This window comes from Frankia nepalensis (assembly GCF_016786325.1).
Taxonomy (GTDB): Bacteria; Actinomycetota; Actinomycetes; order Frankiales; family Frankiaceae; genus Pseudofrankia; species Pseudofrankia nepalensis.
In genome coordinates, this window is record NZ_JADWYU010000034.1 from 1 (window position 1) to 16900 (window position 16900).

Below are 16900 nucleotides of genomic sequence, written 5' to 3' on the forward strand. Positions count from 1 at the left end.
CGCTTCCCCACCTGGGACATCGACCACGACAACGCCGTACGACTGCACACCAGCACCGTCCGCGGCTACGACAAACTACCGATCACAGTCTGATCGGAACCATCAGAGGTAGCCGTGTGACGGCGGGAGGCGCGATGAAGGTGTTGGTGGTGGGCGGCACCGGGCCTACGGGGCCGCACGTCGTGCGCGGCCTCCTCGAGCGCGGCGACGAGGTCGCGATCTTCCATCGGGGCACCCACGAGCCGCCGGGCTTACCCGACGTCGAGCACATCCATGGCGATCCCCACTTCCGCGCGTCGATCGAGAACGCCGTCGGCGCACGGGACTTTGACGTCGTGGTGGCCATGTACGGGCGGCTCAAACACCTGGCGCCGGCGCTGGCGGGCCGGTGCGGCCAGTTCGTCGCCATCGGCGGAGTACCCGTGTACCAGGGCTTCTTCCCGAGCCCCAGCCAAAGCCAGCTACCGGTCCCGGTCACCGAGGATCATCCAGCCGTTCAGGACGCCACCGGCGGGGCGGCGCTGGCGTTCTCGAGGCGGCTCGCCGACGCCGAGGCGGCGGTCTTCGCCCACCACCCGCGGGCGACGGTCCTGCGTTTCCCGATGCTGTTCGGGCCGAACAACGCCCGGCCGGCCGAGTGGTCGGTGGTGAAGCGGGTACGCGACGGCCGCCCGTTCATGATCCTTCCCGACGGCGGCGGTCAGATCCACACCCGCTGCGCCGCCGCCAACGCCGCCGCGTTCGTACTGGCCGTGCTGGACGCCCCGGAGGTGGCCGCCGGCCAGGTCTACAACGCGGGCGAGGCGACGAGCTGGTCCCTGCGGGACTGGGCCACGACGATCGCCCGGCTCATGGGAGCCGACCTGGAACTGGTCGGCCTCCCCCGGGAGATCGCCGTCGAGGCCACCACGACGCTGCTCCCGCTGGCCGGCACCACCGCGACCCACGTCGTCGTCAGCACCGAGAAGGCCCGCCGCGAGCTGGACTACACCCCGGCCGTCGACCCCCTCGACGCGCTGGCCGAGCTCGTCGCCTGGTACGCCGAGAGCCCCGCGTTCGACCCGGCCGCCAGCCCGTCGTTCACCGACCGGTTCGACTACCCGACGGAGGACGCCCTGCTGGGCGAGTACCGGGCGGCGGTGGAGCGGTTGGCCGCCGCGGTCGACCAGCGCGCCGCGCCGCCGATCCACAGCATGCCCCACCCGCAGCGCCCCGGAGAGGTGGACCATCGCGGCCGCTGACGGACGTCAGCAGTGAGTGTTCACTTGCCCCGATAGGTTGTCGTCGTGTCTGACCTGCTCCGCGACCGGACGGCCGTCGCGACCGGCGGGGCCAGACGAGAGGGCCCCACCGGGACTCGCGCCGTCGCGTCCCTGTGCCGGCCACGACGACAGGAGTGGTTGAGAGATGGTTGATGTCCTGCCGACCAGGAAACTTCGCGACCTGGAAGTCGGCGCGCAGGGGCTTGGCTGCATGTCGCTGAGCCCCGCCTACGGCGCTGTGGGCAGTCCGGAGGAGCTGTTCGCGACCATCCACCGGGCCCTGGAGCTCGGCGTCACGCTCCTGGACACGGCGGACATCTACGGCGAGAGCGAGGACCTGGTCGGGCGAGCCATCGCCGGGCGCCGCGAGCGGGCCGTGGTGGCGACCAAGTTCGGCATCGTCTTCGCCGGGGCGAACCGGGAGATGGGCGCGCGCGGCGACGCCGCCTACGTGCGGCAGAGCTGCGAGCGGTCGCTGCGCCGCCTCGGCGTGGATCACATCGATCTGTACGACCAGCATCGGGTCGACCCCGACGTGCCCGTGGAGGAGACCTGGGGCGCGATGGCCGACCTGGTGGCCGAGGGCAAGGTCCGCCACCTCGGCATCAGCGAGGCGTCCGCGGCGACGATCCGCCGCGCGCACGCGGTGCACCCGGTCAGTGCGCTGCAGAGCGAATGGTCGCTGTGGACGCGCCGGATCGAGGACGAGATCGTGCCGACCTGCCGGGAGCTCGGCATCGGCCTCGTGCCGTACTCCCCGCTCGGCAAGGGGATTCTCACCGGCGGCATCACCGATCGGGCGGACCTCGCCGAAACCGACTCCCGGCGATGGTCCCCGTGGTTCACCGACGACAACCTGCCGCACAACCTGCGGATCGTCGCCGCGCTGCGGACGCTGGCCGAGGAGAAGGGAGCGACGCCGGGGCAGCTGGCGCTGGCCTGGCTGGCTCACCAGGGGCCGGACGTCGTGCCGATCCCGGGCACCAAGCGGATCGCCCGCCTCGAGGAGAACGCCGCGGCCGCGCGCGTCGAACTGTCCCCGGAGGACCTCGAGCGGATCGAGGCCGCCGTCCCCGCCGACGCCGTGGCCGGCACCAGCGTGCCGCGGGACTACCTCCGCACCACCGGAAGGTGACCGCCGGGACCACATCGGCGGCGTCGAACGGATTGAGTATTTCGCGTGGCCCGGCGTACCGAATGGCCGGCTCTGGCGCGCTATTCGAGCGAGGTGGCCTATTGGTCTAAATCGGGGGTATCGGATACGCGAGCTTCTCGACCTAGGCGATCAGGGTACGGTTTTGGGGTAGCTGTAGTAGACCGCAGGCGGCACGGTGCGGCGATGTGAGTGAACCACCGGGCCGATCGGAGTTGTACGCATGCCAAGCAATTCGTGCGCATCTGGCCGATATTCCACGCTTGCCGCCCTGACGATCCTGGTTGTCTGCTATGTCCTTGCCACGCTGGTGTGCGTGCTTCTGCTCCCCGAACTCTGGGCCTATTCCGCCATTCTGGTTTCTACCGGCATCGCCTGTCTCGCAGCCGTGGTCGGGCTGGCCTGGACGGGCCGGCGCGCCAGCGGACCGGACCGTCGATGGCGGCTGCTTCTGGCGGCGACGGCCGGAGGCAGCCTGCTGCTCACCGCCGCGACCATCGGCGCCGGGTTCGGCAAGCCGCCAACGGCCGCGACCGACTTCCGGCCCGTGTACAGCCTGTTCCTGCTGTTCTACCTTCCCGCTTTGATCGGCCTGCTGAGCTTTCCGGCTGACCCACCGCCCCTCCCCCGCGGCCTGGGCGACCAGAACGGCCCCGCCCAGGCCGGCCGGGGCCGCCACTGGTACGCGATCACCGCCCTGGACAGCGCCCTCGTCGTCGGCTCGCTGACGCTCCTGGTGTGGTCGATCGTGTTCGCACCGCTGCTGAGAACCGTGAACGTCGACCCGACAAGGTTCCTGAGCGCGCTCAGCAATCTCATCGGCGAAGCCCTCCTTCTGGTGACGGTGGTACTGGTCGGGGTTCTGCGCCGCCCGCACTCCCTGCTGGCGCTGACGCTGCTGGGCACCGGCTGGCTGACCCTCGCGATGTCGTCGGTCGCCGCGGTGCTCGAGGTCGCGACCCCCCAGGAGGGCATCAACACGACGCTTTGGCTCGGCTTCCCGGTCGGCTGGCTGCTGATGCTGCTGGCGGCGTTCGTTCCGATGCCGCTGGCGGCCCGTCCGATCCGCGCGACGGCGTCGGACACGCCAGGGTCGCGGGCGGCGAGCTTCGTACACGCTCCAGTGCTGCGCGCGGCGCTGCCGTACCTGGCGGCAGGACTCGCCTGCGTCGTCGCGCTCGGCCAGCTCGCCGCCGGACTGGATCTCGACCGGTTCGAGATGTACGTGCTGTTCATCCTGCTCCTGATGCTGGTCGTCCGGCAGATGATGAGCCTGGGCGAGAAGACGCACCTGCTGGACCTGGTGGAGTCCAGTCGCCGACAGCTGCGTCACCAGGCTTTTCACGACCCGCTGACAGGGCTCGCGAACCGGGCGTTGTTCGCCGAACGGCTACGGGGCGCGCTCGACCGGCAGGGGACCGACGGACGGCCGTTCGCGCTGCTGTTCTGCGACCTGGACAACTTCAAGGGCATCAACGACACCCTCGGCCACGCGGTCGGCGACGAGCTGCTCCAGCTCACCGCGAGCCGACTGCGCGGCGCCACATGCGCCACCGACACGGTCGCCCGGCTCGGTGGCGACGAGTTCGTCGTCCTTCTGGAGGGCGCCATCGGCGACCCGCGGGCGCTGTGCCACCGGCTGGTCGCGACCGCCCGGGCCCCGTGCGTGCTCGCCGGCAGGGAGCTTCCAGTCGGCGCCAGCTTCGGCATGGTCCACGTCGATCCGGCCAAGATCGCCACGGACACGTCGCCAGTGACCGCCGACAGTCTGCTCCGTGACGCCGACACGGCGATGTACGCCGCGAAGCGGCAGGGAAAGGGCCGTCTGGTCGTCCACCAGGCCGGGCTGCGCGCGCCGGAAGCGCCGACGACGATCCGCGGCGACCTCGCGCTCGCGTTACGCGGCGAGCAGGAGGCCGGAACCCTGCACGTCGAGTACCGCCCCGTCGTGGAACTCCGGAGCGGACGGCCCGCGGCGGTGGAGGCCGTGCCCTCCTGGGCGCACCCGCGCCTCGGCACGGTGGTGGCCGAACGCCTGCGCGGGATGGCCGTCGAAGCAGACCTCGTCACCCAGCTGGATCAGTATGTCGTCGCGCGCGCCGGTCACGACCTGGCCCGGCGGGCGAGTGAGATCGGCGACCCCTGGCGGGTCTTTGTCGTCGTGTCGACGGACCGGATCATCAGTGACCCAGCGGCGACGGAGGAGCTCGCCCGACTGGCGATCGCCGGCGGCGCCCAGGCCGACAGCCTGGTCATGTTCCTCACCGGCCTCGGCCGGGCGGCGAGCCCGGAGCCGACCGACGCGCTCCTGGCCCGCCTCGCCGCCAGCGGCCTCCGGCTGGCCGTGGCCGATGCCGACGGCGGCTACCGCTCCCTGGCCGCGCTGACATCCCAGCGAATCGAGGCGGTGCGGCTCGATCCAGGGCTCGCCGACACCGCGGCCGACCAGGATCCGGACTCACCCGCGGCGGCAGCGCGTGGCGCCGTCCTGTGCATGGCGCATCGGCGCGGCCTCACCGTCGTGGCACCGGGAATCCGCGACCACGGGCAGGCCCGCCGACTGGCGGCGGCGGGCTGCCACCTCGGCCTCGGCCCGATCTACCCGACCAGGGATGCCATACGGCCCGGAAGGGCATCCGGCGGGCCCCGCCCTCGTCGGCCGGGTGTTCGGCGGCTCGCGACCCCGACGGATGGCTAGGGACGCGCCCTGGGGTGCGCCCCACGGGATGCACCCTAGGTGTCGCTCATGGGGATGAGGCCGTTGCGGGCGGCCACGACGCCGAGCTGGAAGCGGGAGCGGACCTGATACTCCTCGCACAGCTGGGCCACGACCCGCTTCACGGTGCGGCCTGAGATCTCCAGGCGGGTGGCGATGGCCTCGTCGGTGAGCCCCTTGGACAGCAGGAGCAGCACCTTCATGGGCCGGCGGCTGTCCGCCGGCTCGTCGTCGTCGCCCGAGGTCGGCGGAGCTGGCACCTCCGCCTCGCGGTGGACCCGGGCGAACAGGTCGGTGAGCACGGCCAGCAGCGCGGGCGCGGTGACGAACATGCCGCCGCGCGCGAGGTCGGTGGCGTCGAGCGGCACCATCGCCACCCGGCCGTCCCAGATGATCAGACGGGTGGGCAGGTTGGGGCTCTGGCGGACCCAGCCGAGGGCGGGCGGGCGTCGCCCGCCGGCGGCGCGGCGGACGGCGTCGACGAGGTCGGGGCTCCAGACGCTGGCCAGGTGCACGCCGCGTTCGCCGGCGCGCATGATCATGTCGATCATGTCCTTGCTGTTCAGGCCGGGGAACTGGTTCTGCCCGGTGAGCAGGAACTGCAGGCTGACGCTGGCGCGGTGGGTGAGCTCGGCGATGCGTGGGCCCGCCTCGCTGTGCTCGACCACCTCGACGCCGCCGCCACCCGTACCAGCCCGGCGCCGGCCGGCGAGATAGTCGCTGAACAGGCCGGAACGAAAGAGCGCCTCCCGCTCGTCGGCCATTGCCTTGGCAGCCGCGGCGAGTTCCGCCTGGCGGCGGGCGTGCTCGGCCTGGAGCAGCACGACCGGGTCCTGGGCGACCCAGCGGTCACCGACGCGTCGGATCAGACCGCGCTCGAGCTGCGCCTCGATTTCCGCGCGAACGGTGTCGACCGGCTCTCCGAGCCATCCGGCCAGCAGCTCGAGGTCGGAATAGCGGTGTACCGCGACGGCGCGCCACAAGCGCTCACCGAACTCGTTCAATCCCAGAAGTTCCAGCAAGCGTGCTCATCCCCCGCGTCCCCCGGCTGGTGGTTGCGTGGCGGTCACGCGACCCACAGGGCGTGCGGGCCGGGAGGGCAGGCGGCAGCTCCGACGTCCTTGGCAGCGGCAGACAGTCTCGACGGTGATGCCGCGATGCCGCGACGCTACGACCCGCTCTGGCGACGGCCCAACCCATTTGGGGGGATGTTTGGCCTACAGGGTGGACAGTAGGGCCGCGACGAGCCGGATGTTTGCCGATGTCCCCAAGGGGACGGGCGCGGCGGGCCGTGTCCCGTTCACGCCAGCCCTGGAGCCTTCCCGACATGCCGAGCGGCCCGTTACGGTCGATTTCACCGTCGGGCCCGGGGGCGTCACCTCGCGACCCGTACCGACCACGAGAGTTGCGCCGACCACGAGGGTAACGGGCACCGCCTCGATTCAGAGGAGTGCCGCGCCAACGATAGCGGTGTTTTCTCCGCGAGTCTGCTGTCGCCTGTCCCGGTCCCGACGGAAAGTCCGATGGGAGACGGTGTGGAGAACCTTCCGGTCCGTAGCAAGCAGGCGCTGGTGCTGGTGGTACCGCTCCTGGCTCTGCTCGGACTGGGCGTGCGTCTGGTCGTCTCCCAGGTCGAGGATGCCCGGGACGCCGACCGGACCCACGCGCTCGCCACCTGGTCGATCCAGGCCAACGAGCTGGTGACCGCGCTCCAGCAGGAGCGCAACTTCGTGGCCGGCTGGGTCGGCTCCGGCTACCGCATCTGGGAACGCGAGACGATCGCCGCCCGGGACGCGGTGGACCGGACGCATGCCGCGCTGACCGCGGCGGTCGCGGGTCTGCCCGACGACTCCCGGCTGCGCACGGCCATCGACGCCGCCCAGCGCCAGATGCTCGAGCTGCCCCAGGTCCGCGCCGCGATCGACGCCCGCGGCCTGGCCCCGGGCGAGGGCACGGACGTCTACACCCGCGGCGTGCAGGCATGGCTCGCGGTCAAGGCGGCGCAGGTCGGCGTCGGAAGCCAGGACCCGGACGTCGTGCGCACCGAGGGCACGCTGACCGCCCTGAGCAACATCAAGGAACAGGCCGCGCAGCAGCGCGGGACACTGGCGCTGCTGGTCATCCTCCGCCAGGCGACCGGGACGAACGAGGCGGCGATGCGCGCCTCGGCCGGCGCCGAGGCCGCCTGGGTCAGCCAGTTCCGCGGCACGGCCACCCCCGAGCAGGCCAATCTGTACGACGCGCTCGTCGGCCCGGTCGACGCGACCGTGTCCACGCTTCGGGACCGGGCGCTCGGCCAGGTGACGGCCGGCCAGCCCATCGATGTCACCCCCGACGACTGGATCAACGCCTCCAGCCTGAAGATCGACCAGATCCGGCTGGTCGAGCGGCAGGTCACCGTGGACCTGGAGACGACCAGCCAGACGCTGGCCACCGACGCGCAGCGCCGTGCCTGGCTGGTCGGCGTGGCCGCCGCGGTCGTCATCCTGCTCACCGTCGGCATCTCCCTGTACGTGGCCAGCCGGCTGGTGCGCCAGCTGCGCGGGCTGCGCGACGCCGCCGTCGACATCGCCGAACGCCGCCTGCCCGAGGTCATCGAGGCACTGGCCCAGCGCCAGCCGGTCGACCCGGACGAGGGCGACCGCGCGCGGCCCACCGCGACCCGCGACGAGATCGGCGAGGTCACCGACGCGCTCTTCGACGTCTACGGCACGGCCGTGCGCGGCTCCGTCGAGGTCGCGACCCACCGCTCCGTCCGCAGCTCCGTGACCGGCCTGGCCCAGCGCAGCCAGACCCTGATCCACCGCCAGCTGCTCCTGATCAGCACGCTGGAACGCGACCTGCAGGACCCGGCGATGCTCGACCGGCTGATCCGCCTCGACCACCTCGCCACCCGGATGCGCCGCCACGCCGAGGGGCTGATCGCGCTGTCGGGCGGCGTCCCGTCCCGGCGCTACCGTCGCGCCGTCCCGCTGCTCGACGTGCTGCGCGCGGCGATCGCCGAGGTCGAGGACTACGCCCGGGTGCACCCCGCCGTGACCGCCGACGTCGCGGTCGTCGGCACGGCCGTCGGCGACGTGATCCACCTGCTCGCGGAGCTCGTCGAGAACGCGACCCAGTTCAGCCCGGGCCAGGCGGCGGTCGACATCACCGGCACGAGCGCGGGCGGCGACCTGGTGATCGAGGTCCGCGACCGCGGCATCGGCATCCCCACCGCCCAACTCGCCGAGCTCAACGCGAAACTGAGCGACCCCCCGCCGTTCGACCCCGCCGCCGAGGGCGGCCTTGGCCTGTTCGTCGTCGGCGTGCTCGCCGCCCGCCACACCATCACCGTGCGCCTCGACCCGTCCTCCGACGGCGGGATCACCGCCGCCGTGCGGCTGCCGGCCGCGCTGATCGCCGCCGACGACGACTCCGCCCCGGCTCCTCCCCCCGAGGCCGCGGACGACCTCGCCGCGGACGACCTCGCCGCGGACCTCGTCGCGGACGAGGACGACCCGCTGGACACCGCCGCCGTCCTCGACCGGGTGCCAGCGCTGGCCACCGCGCCCGGCCGGGAACCGGCGCCCGACCCCGGCCAGGCACCGGCCGGGGAGCAGGACTCCGCGGAGGCGGCGGCCGGCCCGGCGCTCGCGACGGTCGGCGTCGGCGACGCGCTCTACCGACGCGCCCGCCCAGGGCTCGGTGGCCACGGCCCATCGCCGGCCCAGGGCCCGCCCGCCGACAGCGCCCCTGGCCCCGGCCCGTCGCCGACCGGCGACGACGAGCCCGACCTGGCCGACGGGCTGCCGCAGCGTCGCCGCGGCGCGCACCTGGCCGCGCAGCTGCGCGGAGGTCCGCCCCCGGCGCCACGCTCCCCCGCGACCGGGGCCGCCCGCCCCCGGGACCCCGACGCCGCCCGCGGCCTGATCGACGACTTCCGCGGCGGATTCGACCGCGGGCTGACCGACGAAGGGACCTCGCAGTGACCACCGCCGCCGCCAACAGGCTGCACTCCCTGGGATTTCTGCTCGACCAGTTGCAGGGGCGGAGCCCGGCGATCCGCTTCGCCGTCGCGCTGTCGACCGACGGCCTGCTGCTCGCCCGGTCGAGCGGCCTCAGCCACGACGACGGCGAGCACATCTCCGCGATCGCGGCCGGGTTCCGTTCCCTGGCGCTCGGCGCGGCCCGCCACCTCGACGGCGACGAGGTCCGCCAGACCATCGTCGAGATGCGCGGCGGCTACCTGTTCGTCTCCGCGATGGGGCCCAACTCCTGCCTGGCGGTGGCCGCGACCGCCGACGCCGACGTCGAGATGATCGCCTACGAGATGGCCCGGCTGGTCACCCGCGCCGGAACGGTCCTCACGCCGCCGCTGCGGGCCGCGAGCTAGGGCGGGATCTCCAGTGGTAAGGCACGAGGAATGGCTGGACACGGGCCCGGTGGTCCGGCCGTACGCCGTCACCGGGGGCCGCACCCAGCCCAAGGGCGCGGCCCTGGAACTGGTGGCCCTGGTCGCCACCACCCGCCAGGGCATCGCCGTCGCCCGTGACCTGCCACCCACCATGCCACCCGAATGGCGCGACATCGCGCACCTGTGCCAACGGCTGCAGTCGGTGGCCGAGATCTCCGCGCTGCTCGACCTGCCGCTCGGGGTGGCCCAGGTCCTCGTCGCCGACATGGCCCAGGCCGGTCTGGTCTCCGTCCAGCGCCCCGCCCGGCCCGCGGACCGGCCCAGCTCCGCGTTGCTGCGAAAGGTCCTCGATGGTCTCCAACGACTCTGACCACGCCGTGCCCGCGGCCACGGCCGTCAAGGCCGTCAAGGCCGTCGTCGCCGGCGGCCACGGCGCCAAGGCCGCTCCCCTGCCCCGGATCCGCCAGGCACTCGCCCTCGGCGAACGCCGCCCGGTCGCCTTGTGCGACGCCCGGGAGCCGCCCGGGCGTCAGGAGAACGGAGACCTTCCTGGTCCGCCACGCCCTCGACACAGCCCTCGCTGACGAAGCCCACGCCCAGCAGTCGACCAGCCTGCCGGCCTCTTCAAGGAGCTGACCGAATGCCTCTGGACCGCGCTGACCGCGCCCACAGCCTGCGCCCCGCCACCACGGCCCCGCCGTCACGCGCCGCCCGCGCCGGCGCGGTGTGCCCGCCGCCGGCCTCCTGCCAGTACCGGCGGACCGGGGGGCTGACCGCGGTCAGCCCCCCAGCCGCCCTTGTCGCCGAGGTCGAGATGGTCGCCGAGGTCGAGATGGAGGTCACCGTCGACCGGGCCCATCCGATTCCCTGCGAGGAGGAGCCGGGCCAGCTGCCGGCCGTCGCCGTGCGGATGCCTCCCTACGCCGCGGCCGCGCTCGCGCACATCCTCAACAACTGGGCGTCGGTCTGCGAGACGACCGGCGCCGACGGCGCCGAGTGGGTCGCCGCCGCCCGCGCCCTGCACGGGGCCGCCGCCGCGGCCGCCGACGGGCACCACTTCCCCGAGCTCGACCCGCTGCGCATCTGGCCCGGCCCGCCCGCCCGGCACCGCAGTGCGTGACTTACGGGTGGCCCCGGACGTCGCCGGGCTGCTGCCCGCCGACCTGCTCGCGGCCTGGCAGCGGGGCCCGCACCCCAGCGTCTACTCCTGCGCCGCCTGCCAGGACGACGGCGACCTGGAGGACGGCGACCCGGCCGCGCTGGTCGTGCGCCGCTACCCCCACCTGGGGCTGCGCCGTGTCCAACTGATCCACGCCGCCTGCGGCCCCTCCCGGGTCGTCGTCATCGCCGTGCCCGAACTCGCCGACCTCGAACTGGCGGCGGCCAGCGGCGCCAGCATCGTCTACGCCGACCTGCTCGGCGCCGGCACCGCCGCCCTGACCGGCGACCTGCCCGCCGGGTGCGCCCTGACCGGCCAGCCACCCCGGCCCTATCTCGCCGTCGATGACGACGACGACCTGATCCTCACCGACCGGCACGCCGTCGGCCAGCCCGACCGGCCGCTGCCCGGGGAACCGCTGTCTCCCATGCTGTCCCACGCCCTGGCCACCGGCCTTGCCCTGCACACCTCGCTGGCCGCCACCCCGCCGACGGTCACCGGCTGGTCGCTGCGGATCGGCGCCCGCCACCTCGACCTGGTCCACCCCCGGCCCGGGGCGCGCCGCCCGTTCGGGATCGAACGGCTCCCGCACACCATCTCCCCGCAGTGGCGAGCCGCGGTACGCGCCGCCGGCGACACCGCGGTGCTGCTGATGGGGCGCATCGGCCTGTCCACCGCCACCCGACCGCTGTTTCGCCCCTACCTGCCGGCCTCCGCCCGCCGCCAACGGCTGGCCGCGCCGATCTCCGGCGCCACCTTCGCCGTCCTGCACGCCGTGCACGCCGGGCAGGTCGCCGCCGGCCTGGTCCCCGTCACCTGGACCGGGCCCGGCCGATGAGCGTCACGCGCGACGTCCCCCGCGACCACCACCAGCTCGCCGCCGGCGCGCGTCCACTCACCGTCCACACCGCGGCCACCGCTGACACCCGCTAGATCATCAGGCTGGCGTCGAGCTGTTCGGGCTCGCGGCCGCCGCGAGGCCGAAGCTGTGCGCGCCGGGGTGCGCGAGTGGCAGCGTGCACACCGTGTCGCCCCCGTCCGCGGTGGCGGGACACAGGTCCGGGACGACGAGTTCCCGGGTGCCTGGCTGCCAGCACAGCCACCACTCCAGGTCGCCGGCCGCCTGTGCCTGCGCCAGATGACCGCCGGGGTGTTCGGCCTCCAGCTCGCAGAACAGCGCCCTTTCCAGCTCGTGGGCGGGGCCGGGAATCGCGGCGAGTTCCGCGAGCTCGGCGTTGGTCAGCATGATCACGTCCTCGCAGACGGGACGGCGCGAGCCAGCCATTGCGTCACTGTATGAGACGGCCGCGACGGGTCCGGGACCGGGACAGCTCGCGGCGGGTCCACGTCACATTCATGACCGGTTCGGCCCGGCGGGCAAGCCGGGCGCCCGCGGGCTTCGCCCGCCAGGTCGCGGAACGGTGAGCGACGGTTCGAGCCCAGCTGGCCGGTGGGCGGATCGGCTGGTCGGAGCCGGTGCCGGCCCGCGGTTGCTTCTGAGGTCCGAAAAGGATATAAATGATTTAGCACTCAGTAAAGTCGAGTGCCAACCTCTGGCGCGACGGGTGCCTGGGCCTCGTGGCCCATCGTTTTCGTTGCTGGGCCCCGCCGGCGGCCGGCACTCCTCCCCACGGGCGCGAGCCCCAGGAGGATTCACTCGTATGCGAAACATTTCTTCCCTCGACGGGGCGGCGCGGTCTGACCTTGTGCGTGGCGTGAACCAGTTAGCCAGCGCCGTCAGGTCACATCCAGCTCGCGGGGGCGCGACATCGCGGTGAAGAAGTAGCGGCACGCCTCCGTGATCACCAGCGACGGCGTGGGCGTCCCGAGGAGAGCGCGCCCGAGGATCCGCGCATCCTGATCGCCAACGGCGGGATCCCGGCGGTTGGGTGATTCCCAGGGACCCCGGTCTCACGCCCGAAGGCGCCTCGACCGACCCGCCGCATGCCGCCCGTCCGCGGCACGCACCCACGCAAGCACCGCGCTTGCGCGTCCGCCGGCCGACTCGGTGTCGGCAACTACCGGAAGGCGGGCCTTCGTGCCCCTCCGTTACGGCTTTCTGAGTACCTACTTCCCGACGCAGTGCGGCCTCGCCACGTTCACGGCGGCCCTGTTCGACGAACTGACCAGCGCGGCGCCTGGCGCCTCCAGCGGGGTGGTGCGCCTGCTCGACGCGCCCGCGGAGCCCGGCCGGCGGCCAGCGGCCGTCGTGGGAGACCTGGTGGCCGGGACCCCGGGCGGCCCGCGCCGCGCGGCGCGGCTTCTGAACGGTTTCGACATCGCGGTCGTGCAGCACGAGTACGGGGTCTACGGCGGCCCGGACGGCGACGAAGTGATCGAGGTGCTCGACCATCTCGAGGTTCCGGTCGTGGTCGTCCTGCACACCGTGCTCGCGAGCCCGTCCCGGCACCAGCGCGCGGTCCTGGAGGCGCTGATCGCCTCCGCGGACGCGGTCGTCGTGATGACCGAGACCGCGCGGGCCCGGCTGGTGAGCGGGTACCGCGTCCGCCCGCACCAGGTCTCGGTCATCCCCCACGGCGCGGCCGACAACCGCCGCGCCGCGCCAGCGCGGTCCGCCCGGCCGACCATCCTCACCTGGGGCCTGCTCGGACCAGGCAAGGGCATCGAGTGGGGTATAGCGGCGATGGCGGAGCTGGCCCACCTCGACCCGGCTCCGCGCTACCTCGTCGCGGGCCAGACCCATCCCAAGGTCCTCGCCCGGGAGGGCGAGGCGTACCGGGACAGTCTGGCCGCGCTGGCCGGTCGACTCGGCGTGGCCGATTCCGTCACCTTCGACGACCGCTACCTCGACAGCGGACCGCTCGCCGAGCTCGTGAGCGGTGCCGACGTCGTCCTGCTGCCCTACGACTCCGTCGACCAGGTGACCTCCGGCATCCTCATCGAGGCGGTCGCCGCGCTACGGCCCGTCGTCGCCACCCGCTTCCCGCACGCGGTCGAACTACTCGGCGACGGCGCCGGCCTGCTCGTGCGGCATGGCGACGCGGCGGCGATCGCGGCGGCGCTGCGCGCCGTCCTCACCGACGACGCCGTCGCCCGCGGGCTGACGAGCGCCGCCGCCGCCCACGCGCCAGACCTGCTGTGGCCCACGGTGGCCCGCTGCTACCGCCGGCTGGCCGCCGAGCTCGTGGCCGGCGCCTGGCGCTCGCCGAGCGCCGTGTCCGCATCCCAGCGAGCGCTCGCGACAGTGCCCATGCCCAGGTCGCCAGCGACGACCCGGTGACGACTCCGATCTCGTTCGCCCATCTTTTCCGACTCAGCGACGACATCGGCCTGTTCGAGCACGCTCTCGGCTCGGTCCCCCGCCGGGAGCACGGGTACTGCGTGGATGACGTCGCGCGCGGGCTGGTCGTCCTGTCCCGCGAGCCTTCGCCACCGCTGGAGCTGATCCGGCTGCTCGAGCGCTATCTCGACTTCGTTCGGGCGGCGCAGGCGCCGGACGGGAAGGTCGTCAACCGGCGGGGCACCGCGAACGGCCGGCGGGACAAGCCCGAAGTCGGCGACTGCTGGGGCCGGGCCCTGTGGGGCCTGGGGACCGCGGCGGCCCTCGCGCCCACCTCGCGGCTGCGGGCACAGGCTCGGACCGGGTTCCACACCAGTGCCCATCGACGTTCCCCCTGGCCGCGAGCCATGACGTTCGCCGCCCTTGGCGCGGGCGAGCTGCTGCTCGCCCACCCGGACGACAGGTCGGCTCGCGCGCTGCTGGCCGACGCCGTCACCGTGATTGGCCCGCTCGGCGACGATCCCGCGTGGCCCTGGCCGGAGCCCACGCTGCGCTACGCCAACGGGGCGGTGCCGGAGGCGCTGATCCTCGCCGGCATGTGCCTGCCGGACCGGGCGGTGCTCGCGAACGGCCTGCGGCTGTTGGCCTGGCTGCTCCGCGTGGAGACCCGGGGCGAGGTACTGTCGCCGACTCCCGTCGACGGCCGGCGCCCGCGGGGCGATCCCGGGCCGGGCTTCGACCAGCAGCCCATCGAGGCGGCGGCCATCGCGGACGCCTGCGCGCGGGCCTACGCGGCGACCGGCCAGAACAGGTGGCTCACCGGTCTCGGGCGGGCGCACGGATGGTTCCTCGGCGCGAACGACACCGGCATGCCGCTGGTCGACACCGCGACCGGCGGTTGCCACGACGGCCTCGAAGCCGAGGGCCGCAACGCCAACCAGGGCGCGGAGTCCACGCTCGCCCTGCTCTCGACAGCGCAGCACGCCCATCGTCTGCTCGCGTCGAGGACACCATGACCCTGGAGTCGGAACTGGTGACCCGGCATCCGCTCACGCTGACCGCCGACCCCGATAGGGTCATCGCGAAGCTCTTCCTCCATGGCGAGGAGGGCGCCGAGGCGCGCTCCCGGGCCGGGGGCATCGTGGACAGGGCACTCGCGCTGACCGACGACGAGGTCGCTGGCCTCGTAGCCGCCCTGCTCGACCGGTTCGAGCCCCGCCACCTGGACTACCAGGGTGCCCTGGCTCGGCACGCGGCCATCGTGGCTCCTCGGGTGCGCGCGCCCGAGGAGCTCTCGCCCGCGCGCATGCTGCTGCTCGGTGCGTGCTTCACCGCCGAGTACGCGGTGGAAGGCGCGTCCGTCACCAATCCCTCAGCGGTCGCGCACCCCGACCAGTCGGGGCTCCCACCGGGCGCCCTGCGGGTGGTACTCAGCCTGCGCGCCATCGGCGAGGGGCACCTGTCCTCGATCGGCTTCGCGGTCGGCGTGCTCGGCCCGGGCCCGACGGTGCGGCTGGAGCCGCGCACCGGCCCGCTCACCACCGGCAGGGAGATTCCGGTCGCCTGGGAGCGCGGTCGGCTGCGCGACCTGCTCGCCGAGCATGGCCTCGACGACGAGGTGACGCACTCGGTCCTCGACGCGCTCGACAGGAGCCCGGCCGGCGGTGGGCTCGAACCGGCCTTCGCCAACATGCCCGCGGATCTCCTCCGCCGGCCCCAGGCCGCCGGGATCCTGGCCGGGATCCGGGCCATCGCCGGATCGCTGCGTGGAGTCGAGTTCCCGGTGGACAGCGCCCTCGCCCAACGGGTGCTGTGGCCCACGGTCGCCAGCGAGAGTAACGGAATGGAGGACGCGCGGTTCGTCCGTTTCACCGCGCCGGACGGGGCCGTCGACTACCGGGCGACATACACCGCCTACGACGGCGCCGAGATCATGCCAAGGCTGCTCACCAGTCCCGACCTGCGGATCTTCACTTCCTCACCGCTCACCGGTTCAGCGGCCCAGAACAAGGGGATGGCGCTGTTCCCCCGACCCGTCGGCGGCCGTCACCTCGCGCTCTGCCGATCCGACGGGGAGACCACCGGTCTGACAGCCTCCGACGACGGGCTGGTCTGGGAACCGCCCCGATCGGTCCACAAACCACGGGCGCCGTTCGAACTCATCCAGGTCGGCAACTGCGGCGCACCCATCGAAACGCCGGCCGGCTGGCTCGTCCTCACCCATGGCGTCGGGCCGATGCGCACCTACACCATCGGGGCGCTCCTGCTCGACCTGGAGGACCCGTCCACCGTGGTCGCGGCGCTGCCCGAGCCGCTGCTCACCCCGATCCGGACCGAGGCCGCGGGCTATGTCCCCAACGTCGTCTACTCCTGCGGCGGTCTGGTCCACGACGGCCGGCTGTGGCTGCCCTACGGGATCGGTGACTCCCGGGTCGGCATGGCGAGCGTGCCCGTCAGCGCCCTGCTCGCGCGGATGACCCGGCAAGCCTGACCGCCGGACCTCCCGACCCGCCGGGGCCGTCCGGTGGGCACGAACCGCTGGCAGGTCAGCGGTTCGTGCCCGTGGACGGCGCGGACGGACGGTCAGAAGCCCATGCCGGCCATGCCGCCCGGGTCAGCCCCACCGGCGGCGCCCTCGGCGGCGGACCGCTCGGCGATGACGACCTCGATCGTGAGGAAGAGGCCGGCGATCGACGCGGCGTTCTGCAGCGCCGAGCGGGTCACCTTGGCCGGGTCGATGATGCCGGCGGCGATCATGTCGACGTACTCGCCGGTGGCCGCGTCCAGGCCGTGGCCGGTCGGCAGCTCGCGCACCTTCTCGACCACGACGCCGCCCTCGAAGCCGCTGTTGAAGGCGATCTGCCTGATCGGAGCGGCCAACGCCCGTTCGACGATCGCCGCGCCGGTGGCCTCGTCGCCGGACAGGTCCAGCTTGTCGAACGCCGACACCGAAGCCTGCAGCAGCGCGACGCCACC

At 73.3% G+C, this 16900-nt stretch carries 16 protein-coding genes; 13 read left to right on the forward strand and 3 right to left on the reverse strand.

The features are described from left to right. From I6A81_RS42855 to I6A81_RS01515, 4 genes are all read left to right on the forward strand, one after another. A partial coding sequence (locus I6A81_RS42855) for a cytochrome P450 (RefSeq protein ID WP_238430519.1) occupies nt 1-93 on the forward strand: 93 nt, incomplete at its 5' end. A 41-nt stretch (nt 94-134) separates the two neighbouring features. Then, nucleotides 135-1241 carry a Rossmann-fold NAD(P)-binding domain-containing protein gene (locus tag I6A81_RS01505; protein WP_203006257.1) on the forward strand — a complete coding sequence of 369 codons (1107 nt, stop codon included), beginning with the start codon at nt 135-137 and terminating at the stop codon, nt 1239-1241. A gap of 166 nt (nt 1242-1407) precedes the next feature. Continuing rightward, entirely contained in the window at nt 1408-2397 is a 990-nt protein-coding gene (locus tag I6A81_RS01510) for an aldo/keto reductase (protein ID WP_203006258.1), read from the forward strand. Between the two features lie 241 nt (nt 2398-2638). Continuing rightward, on the forward strand, nt 2639-5113 hold the full coding sequence (locus tag I6A81_RS01515; protein WP_203006259.1) for a GGDEF domain-containing protein: 2475 nt from the start codon (nt 2639-2641) through the stop codon (nt 5111-5113). Between the two features lie 35 nt (nt 5114-5148). Here the strand turns inward: I6A81_RS01515 and I6A81_RS01520 are convergent, their stop codons facing one another. After that, nucleotides 5149-6153, reverse strand: a complete 1005-nt coding sequence (locus I6A81_RS01520; RefSeq protein ID WP_203006260.1) for a helix-turn-helix transcriptional regulator — start codon at nt 6151-6153, stop codon at nt 5149-5151. A 501-nt stretch (nt 6154-6654) separates the two neighbouring features. Here I6A81_RS01520 and I6A81_RS01525 point away from each other — a divergent pair. The 6 genes from I6A81_RS01525 to I6A81_RS01550 are packed head-to-tail and all read left to right on the forward strand — an operon-like array spanning nt 6655 to nt 11521. Next, the gene (locus I6A81_RS01525; protein ID WP_203006261.1) at nt 6655-9099 is read left to right on the forward strand and encodes a sensor histidine kinase; all 2445 of its coding nucleotides are present in this window, start codon (nt 6655-6657) and stop codon (nt 9097-9099) included. After that, a complete protein-coding gene (locus I6A81_RS01530; protein WP_307874395.1) occupies nt 9096-9503 on the forward strand; it encodes a roadblock/LC7 domain-containing protein in 408 nt (135 codons plus the stop codon). The genes I6A81_RS01525 and I6A81_RS01530 overlap by 4 nt, the downstream gene beginning before the upstream one ends. Before the next feature lie 13 nt (nt 9504-9516). Then, nucleotides 9517-9894 carry a DUF742 domain-containing protein gene (locus I6A81_RS01535; RefSeq protein WP_203006262.1) on the forward strand — a complete coding sequence of 126 codons (378 nt, stop codon included), beginning with the start codon at nt 9517-9519 and terminating at the stop codon, nt 9892-9894. After that, a complete protein-coding gene (locus I6A81_RS01540) occupies nt 9875-10108 on the forward strand; it encodes a hypothetical protein (protein WP_203006263.1) in 234 nt (77 codons plus the stop codon). The genes I6A81_RS01535 and I6A81_RS01540 overlap by 20 nt, the downstream gene beginning before the upstream one ends. Nucleotides 10109-10164: 56 nt before the next feature. Beyond that, the gene (locus tag I6A81_RS01545) at nt 10165-10644 is read left to right on the forward strand and encodes a hypothetical protein (RefSeq protein ID WP_203006264.1); all 480 of its coding nucleotides are present in this window, start codon (nt 10165-10167) and stop codon (nt 10642-10644) included. After that, nucleotides 10637-11521, forward strand: a complete 885-nt coding sequence (locus tag I6A81_RS01550) for a hypothetical protein (RefSeq protein ID WP_203006265.1) — start codon at nt 10637-10639, stop codon at nt 11519-11521. The genes I6A81_RS01545 and I6A81_RS01550 overlap by 8 nt, the downstream gene beginning before the upstream one ends. A gap of 99 nt (nt 11522-11620) precedes the next feature. Here the strand turns inward: I6A81_RS01550 and I6A81_RS01555 are convergent, their stop codons facing one another. Beyond that, nucleotides 11621-11968 carry a hypothetical protein gene (locus I6A81_RS01555; protein ID WP_203006266.1) on the reverse strand — a complete coding sequence of 116 codons (348 nt, stop codon included), beginning with the start codon at nt 11966-11968 and terminating at the stop codon, nt 11621-11623. A gap of 753 nt (nt 11969-12721) precedes the next feature. Between I6A81_RS01555 and I6A81_RS01560 the strand changes: the two genes are divergently transcribed. The 3 genes from I6A81_RS01560 to I6A81_RS01570 are packed head-to-tail and all read left to right on the forward strand — an operon-like array spanning nt 12722 to nt 16415. Continuing rightward, nucleotides 12722-13924 (forward strand): glycosyltransferase, encoded by a 1203-nt coding sequence (locus I6A81_RS01560; protein ID WP_203006267.1) that lies wholly within the window; start codon nt 12722-12724, stop codon nt 13922-13924. Further along, nucleotides 13921-14940, forward strand: a complete 1020-nt coding sequence (locus tag I6A81_RS01565) for a glycosyltransferase (protein WP_203006268.1) — start codon at nt 13921-13923, stop codon at nt 14938-14940. The genes I6A81_RS01560 and I6A81_RS01565 overlap by 4 nt, the downstream gene beginning before the upstream one ends. Continuing rightward, nucleotides 14937-16415, forward strand: coding sequence for a glycoside hydrolase family 130 protein (locus I6A81_RS01570; protein WP_203006269.1), 1479 nt, complete (start codon nt 14937-14939; stop codon nt 16413-16415). The genes I6A81_RS01565 and I6A81_RS01570 overlap by 4 nt, the downstream gene beginning before the upstream one ends. Nucleotides 16416-16507: 92 nt before the next feature. On the opposite strand, the gene I6A81_RS01575 is transcribed toward I6A81_RS01570, so the two are convergent. Continuing rightward, nucleotides 16508-16900: TCP-1/cpn60 chaperonin family protein (locus I6A81_RS01575; protein ID WP_285223000.1), on the reverse strand; the 393-nt coding region annotated here is incomplete at its 5' end.

Coding starts and splice junctions, on each gene's coding strand:
- I6A81_RS01505 (WP_203006257.1), top strand. CDS start 135: ATGAAGGTGTTGGTGGTGGGCGGCACCGGGCCTACGGGGCCGCACGTC.
- I6A81_RS01510 (WP_203006258.1), top strand. CDS start 1,408: ATGGTTGATGTCCTGCCGACCAGGAAACTTCGCGACCTGGAAGTCGGC.
- I6A81_RS01515 (WP_203006259.1), top strand. CDS start 2,639: ATGCCAAGCAATTCGTGCGCATCTGGCCGATATTCCACGCTTGCCGCC.
- I6A81_RS01525 (WP_203006261.1), top strand. CDS start 6,655: ATGGGAGACGGTGTGGAGAACCTTCCGGTCCGTAGCAAGCAGGCGCTG.
- I6A81_RS01540 (WP_203006263.1), top strand. CDS start 9,875: ATGGTCTCCAACGACTCTGACCACGCCGTGCCCGCGGCCACGGCCGTC.
- I6A81_RS01545 (WP_203006264.1), top strand. CDS start 10,165: ATGCCTCTGGACCGCGCTGACCGCGCCCACAGCCTGCGCCCCGCCACC.
- I6A81_RS01555 (WP_203006266.1), bottom strand. CDS start 11,968: ATGGCTGGCTCGCGCCGTCCCGTCTGCGAGGACGTGATCATGCTGACC.
- I6A81_RS01570 (WP_203006269.1), top strand. CDS start 14,937: ATGACCCTGGAGTCGGAACTGGTGACCCGGCATCCGCTCACGCTGACC.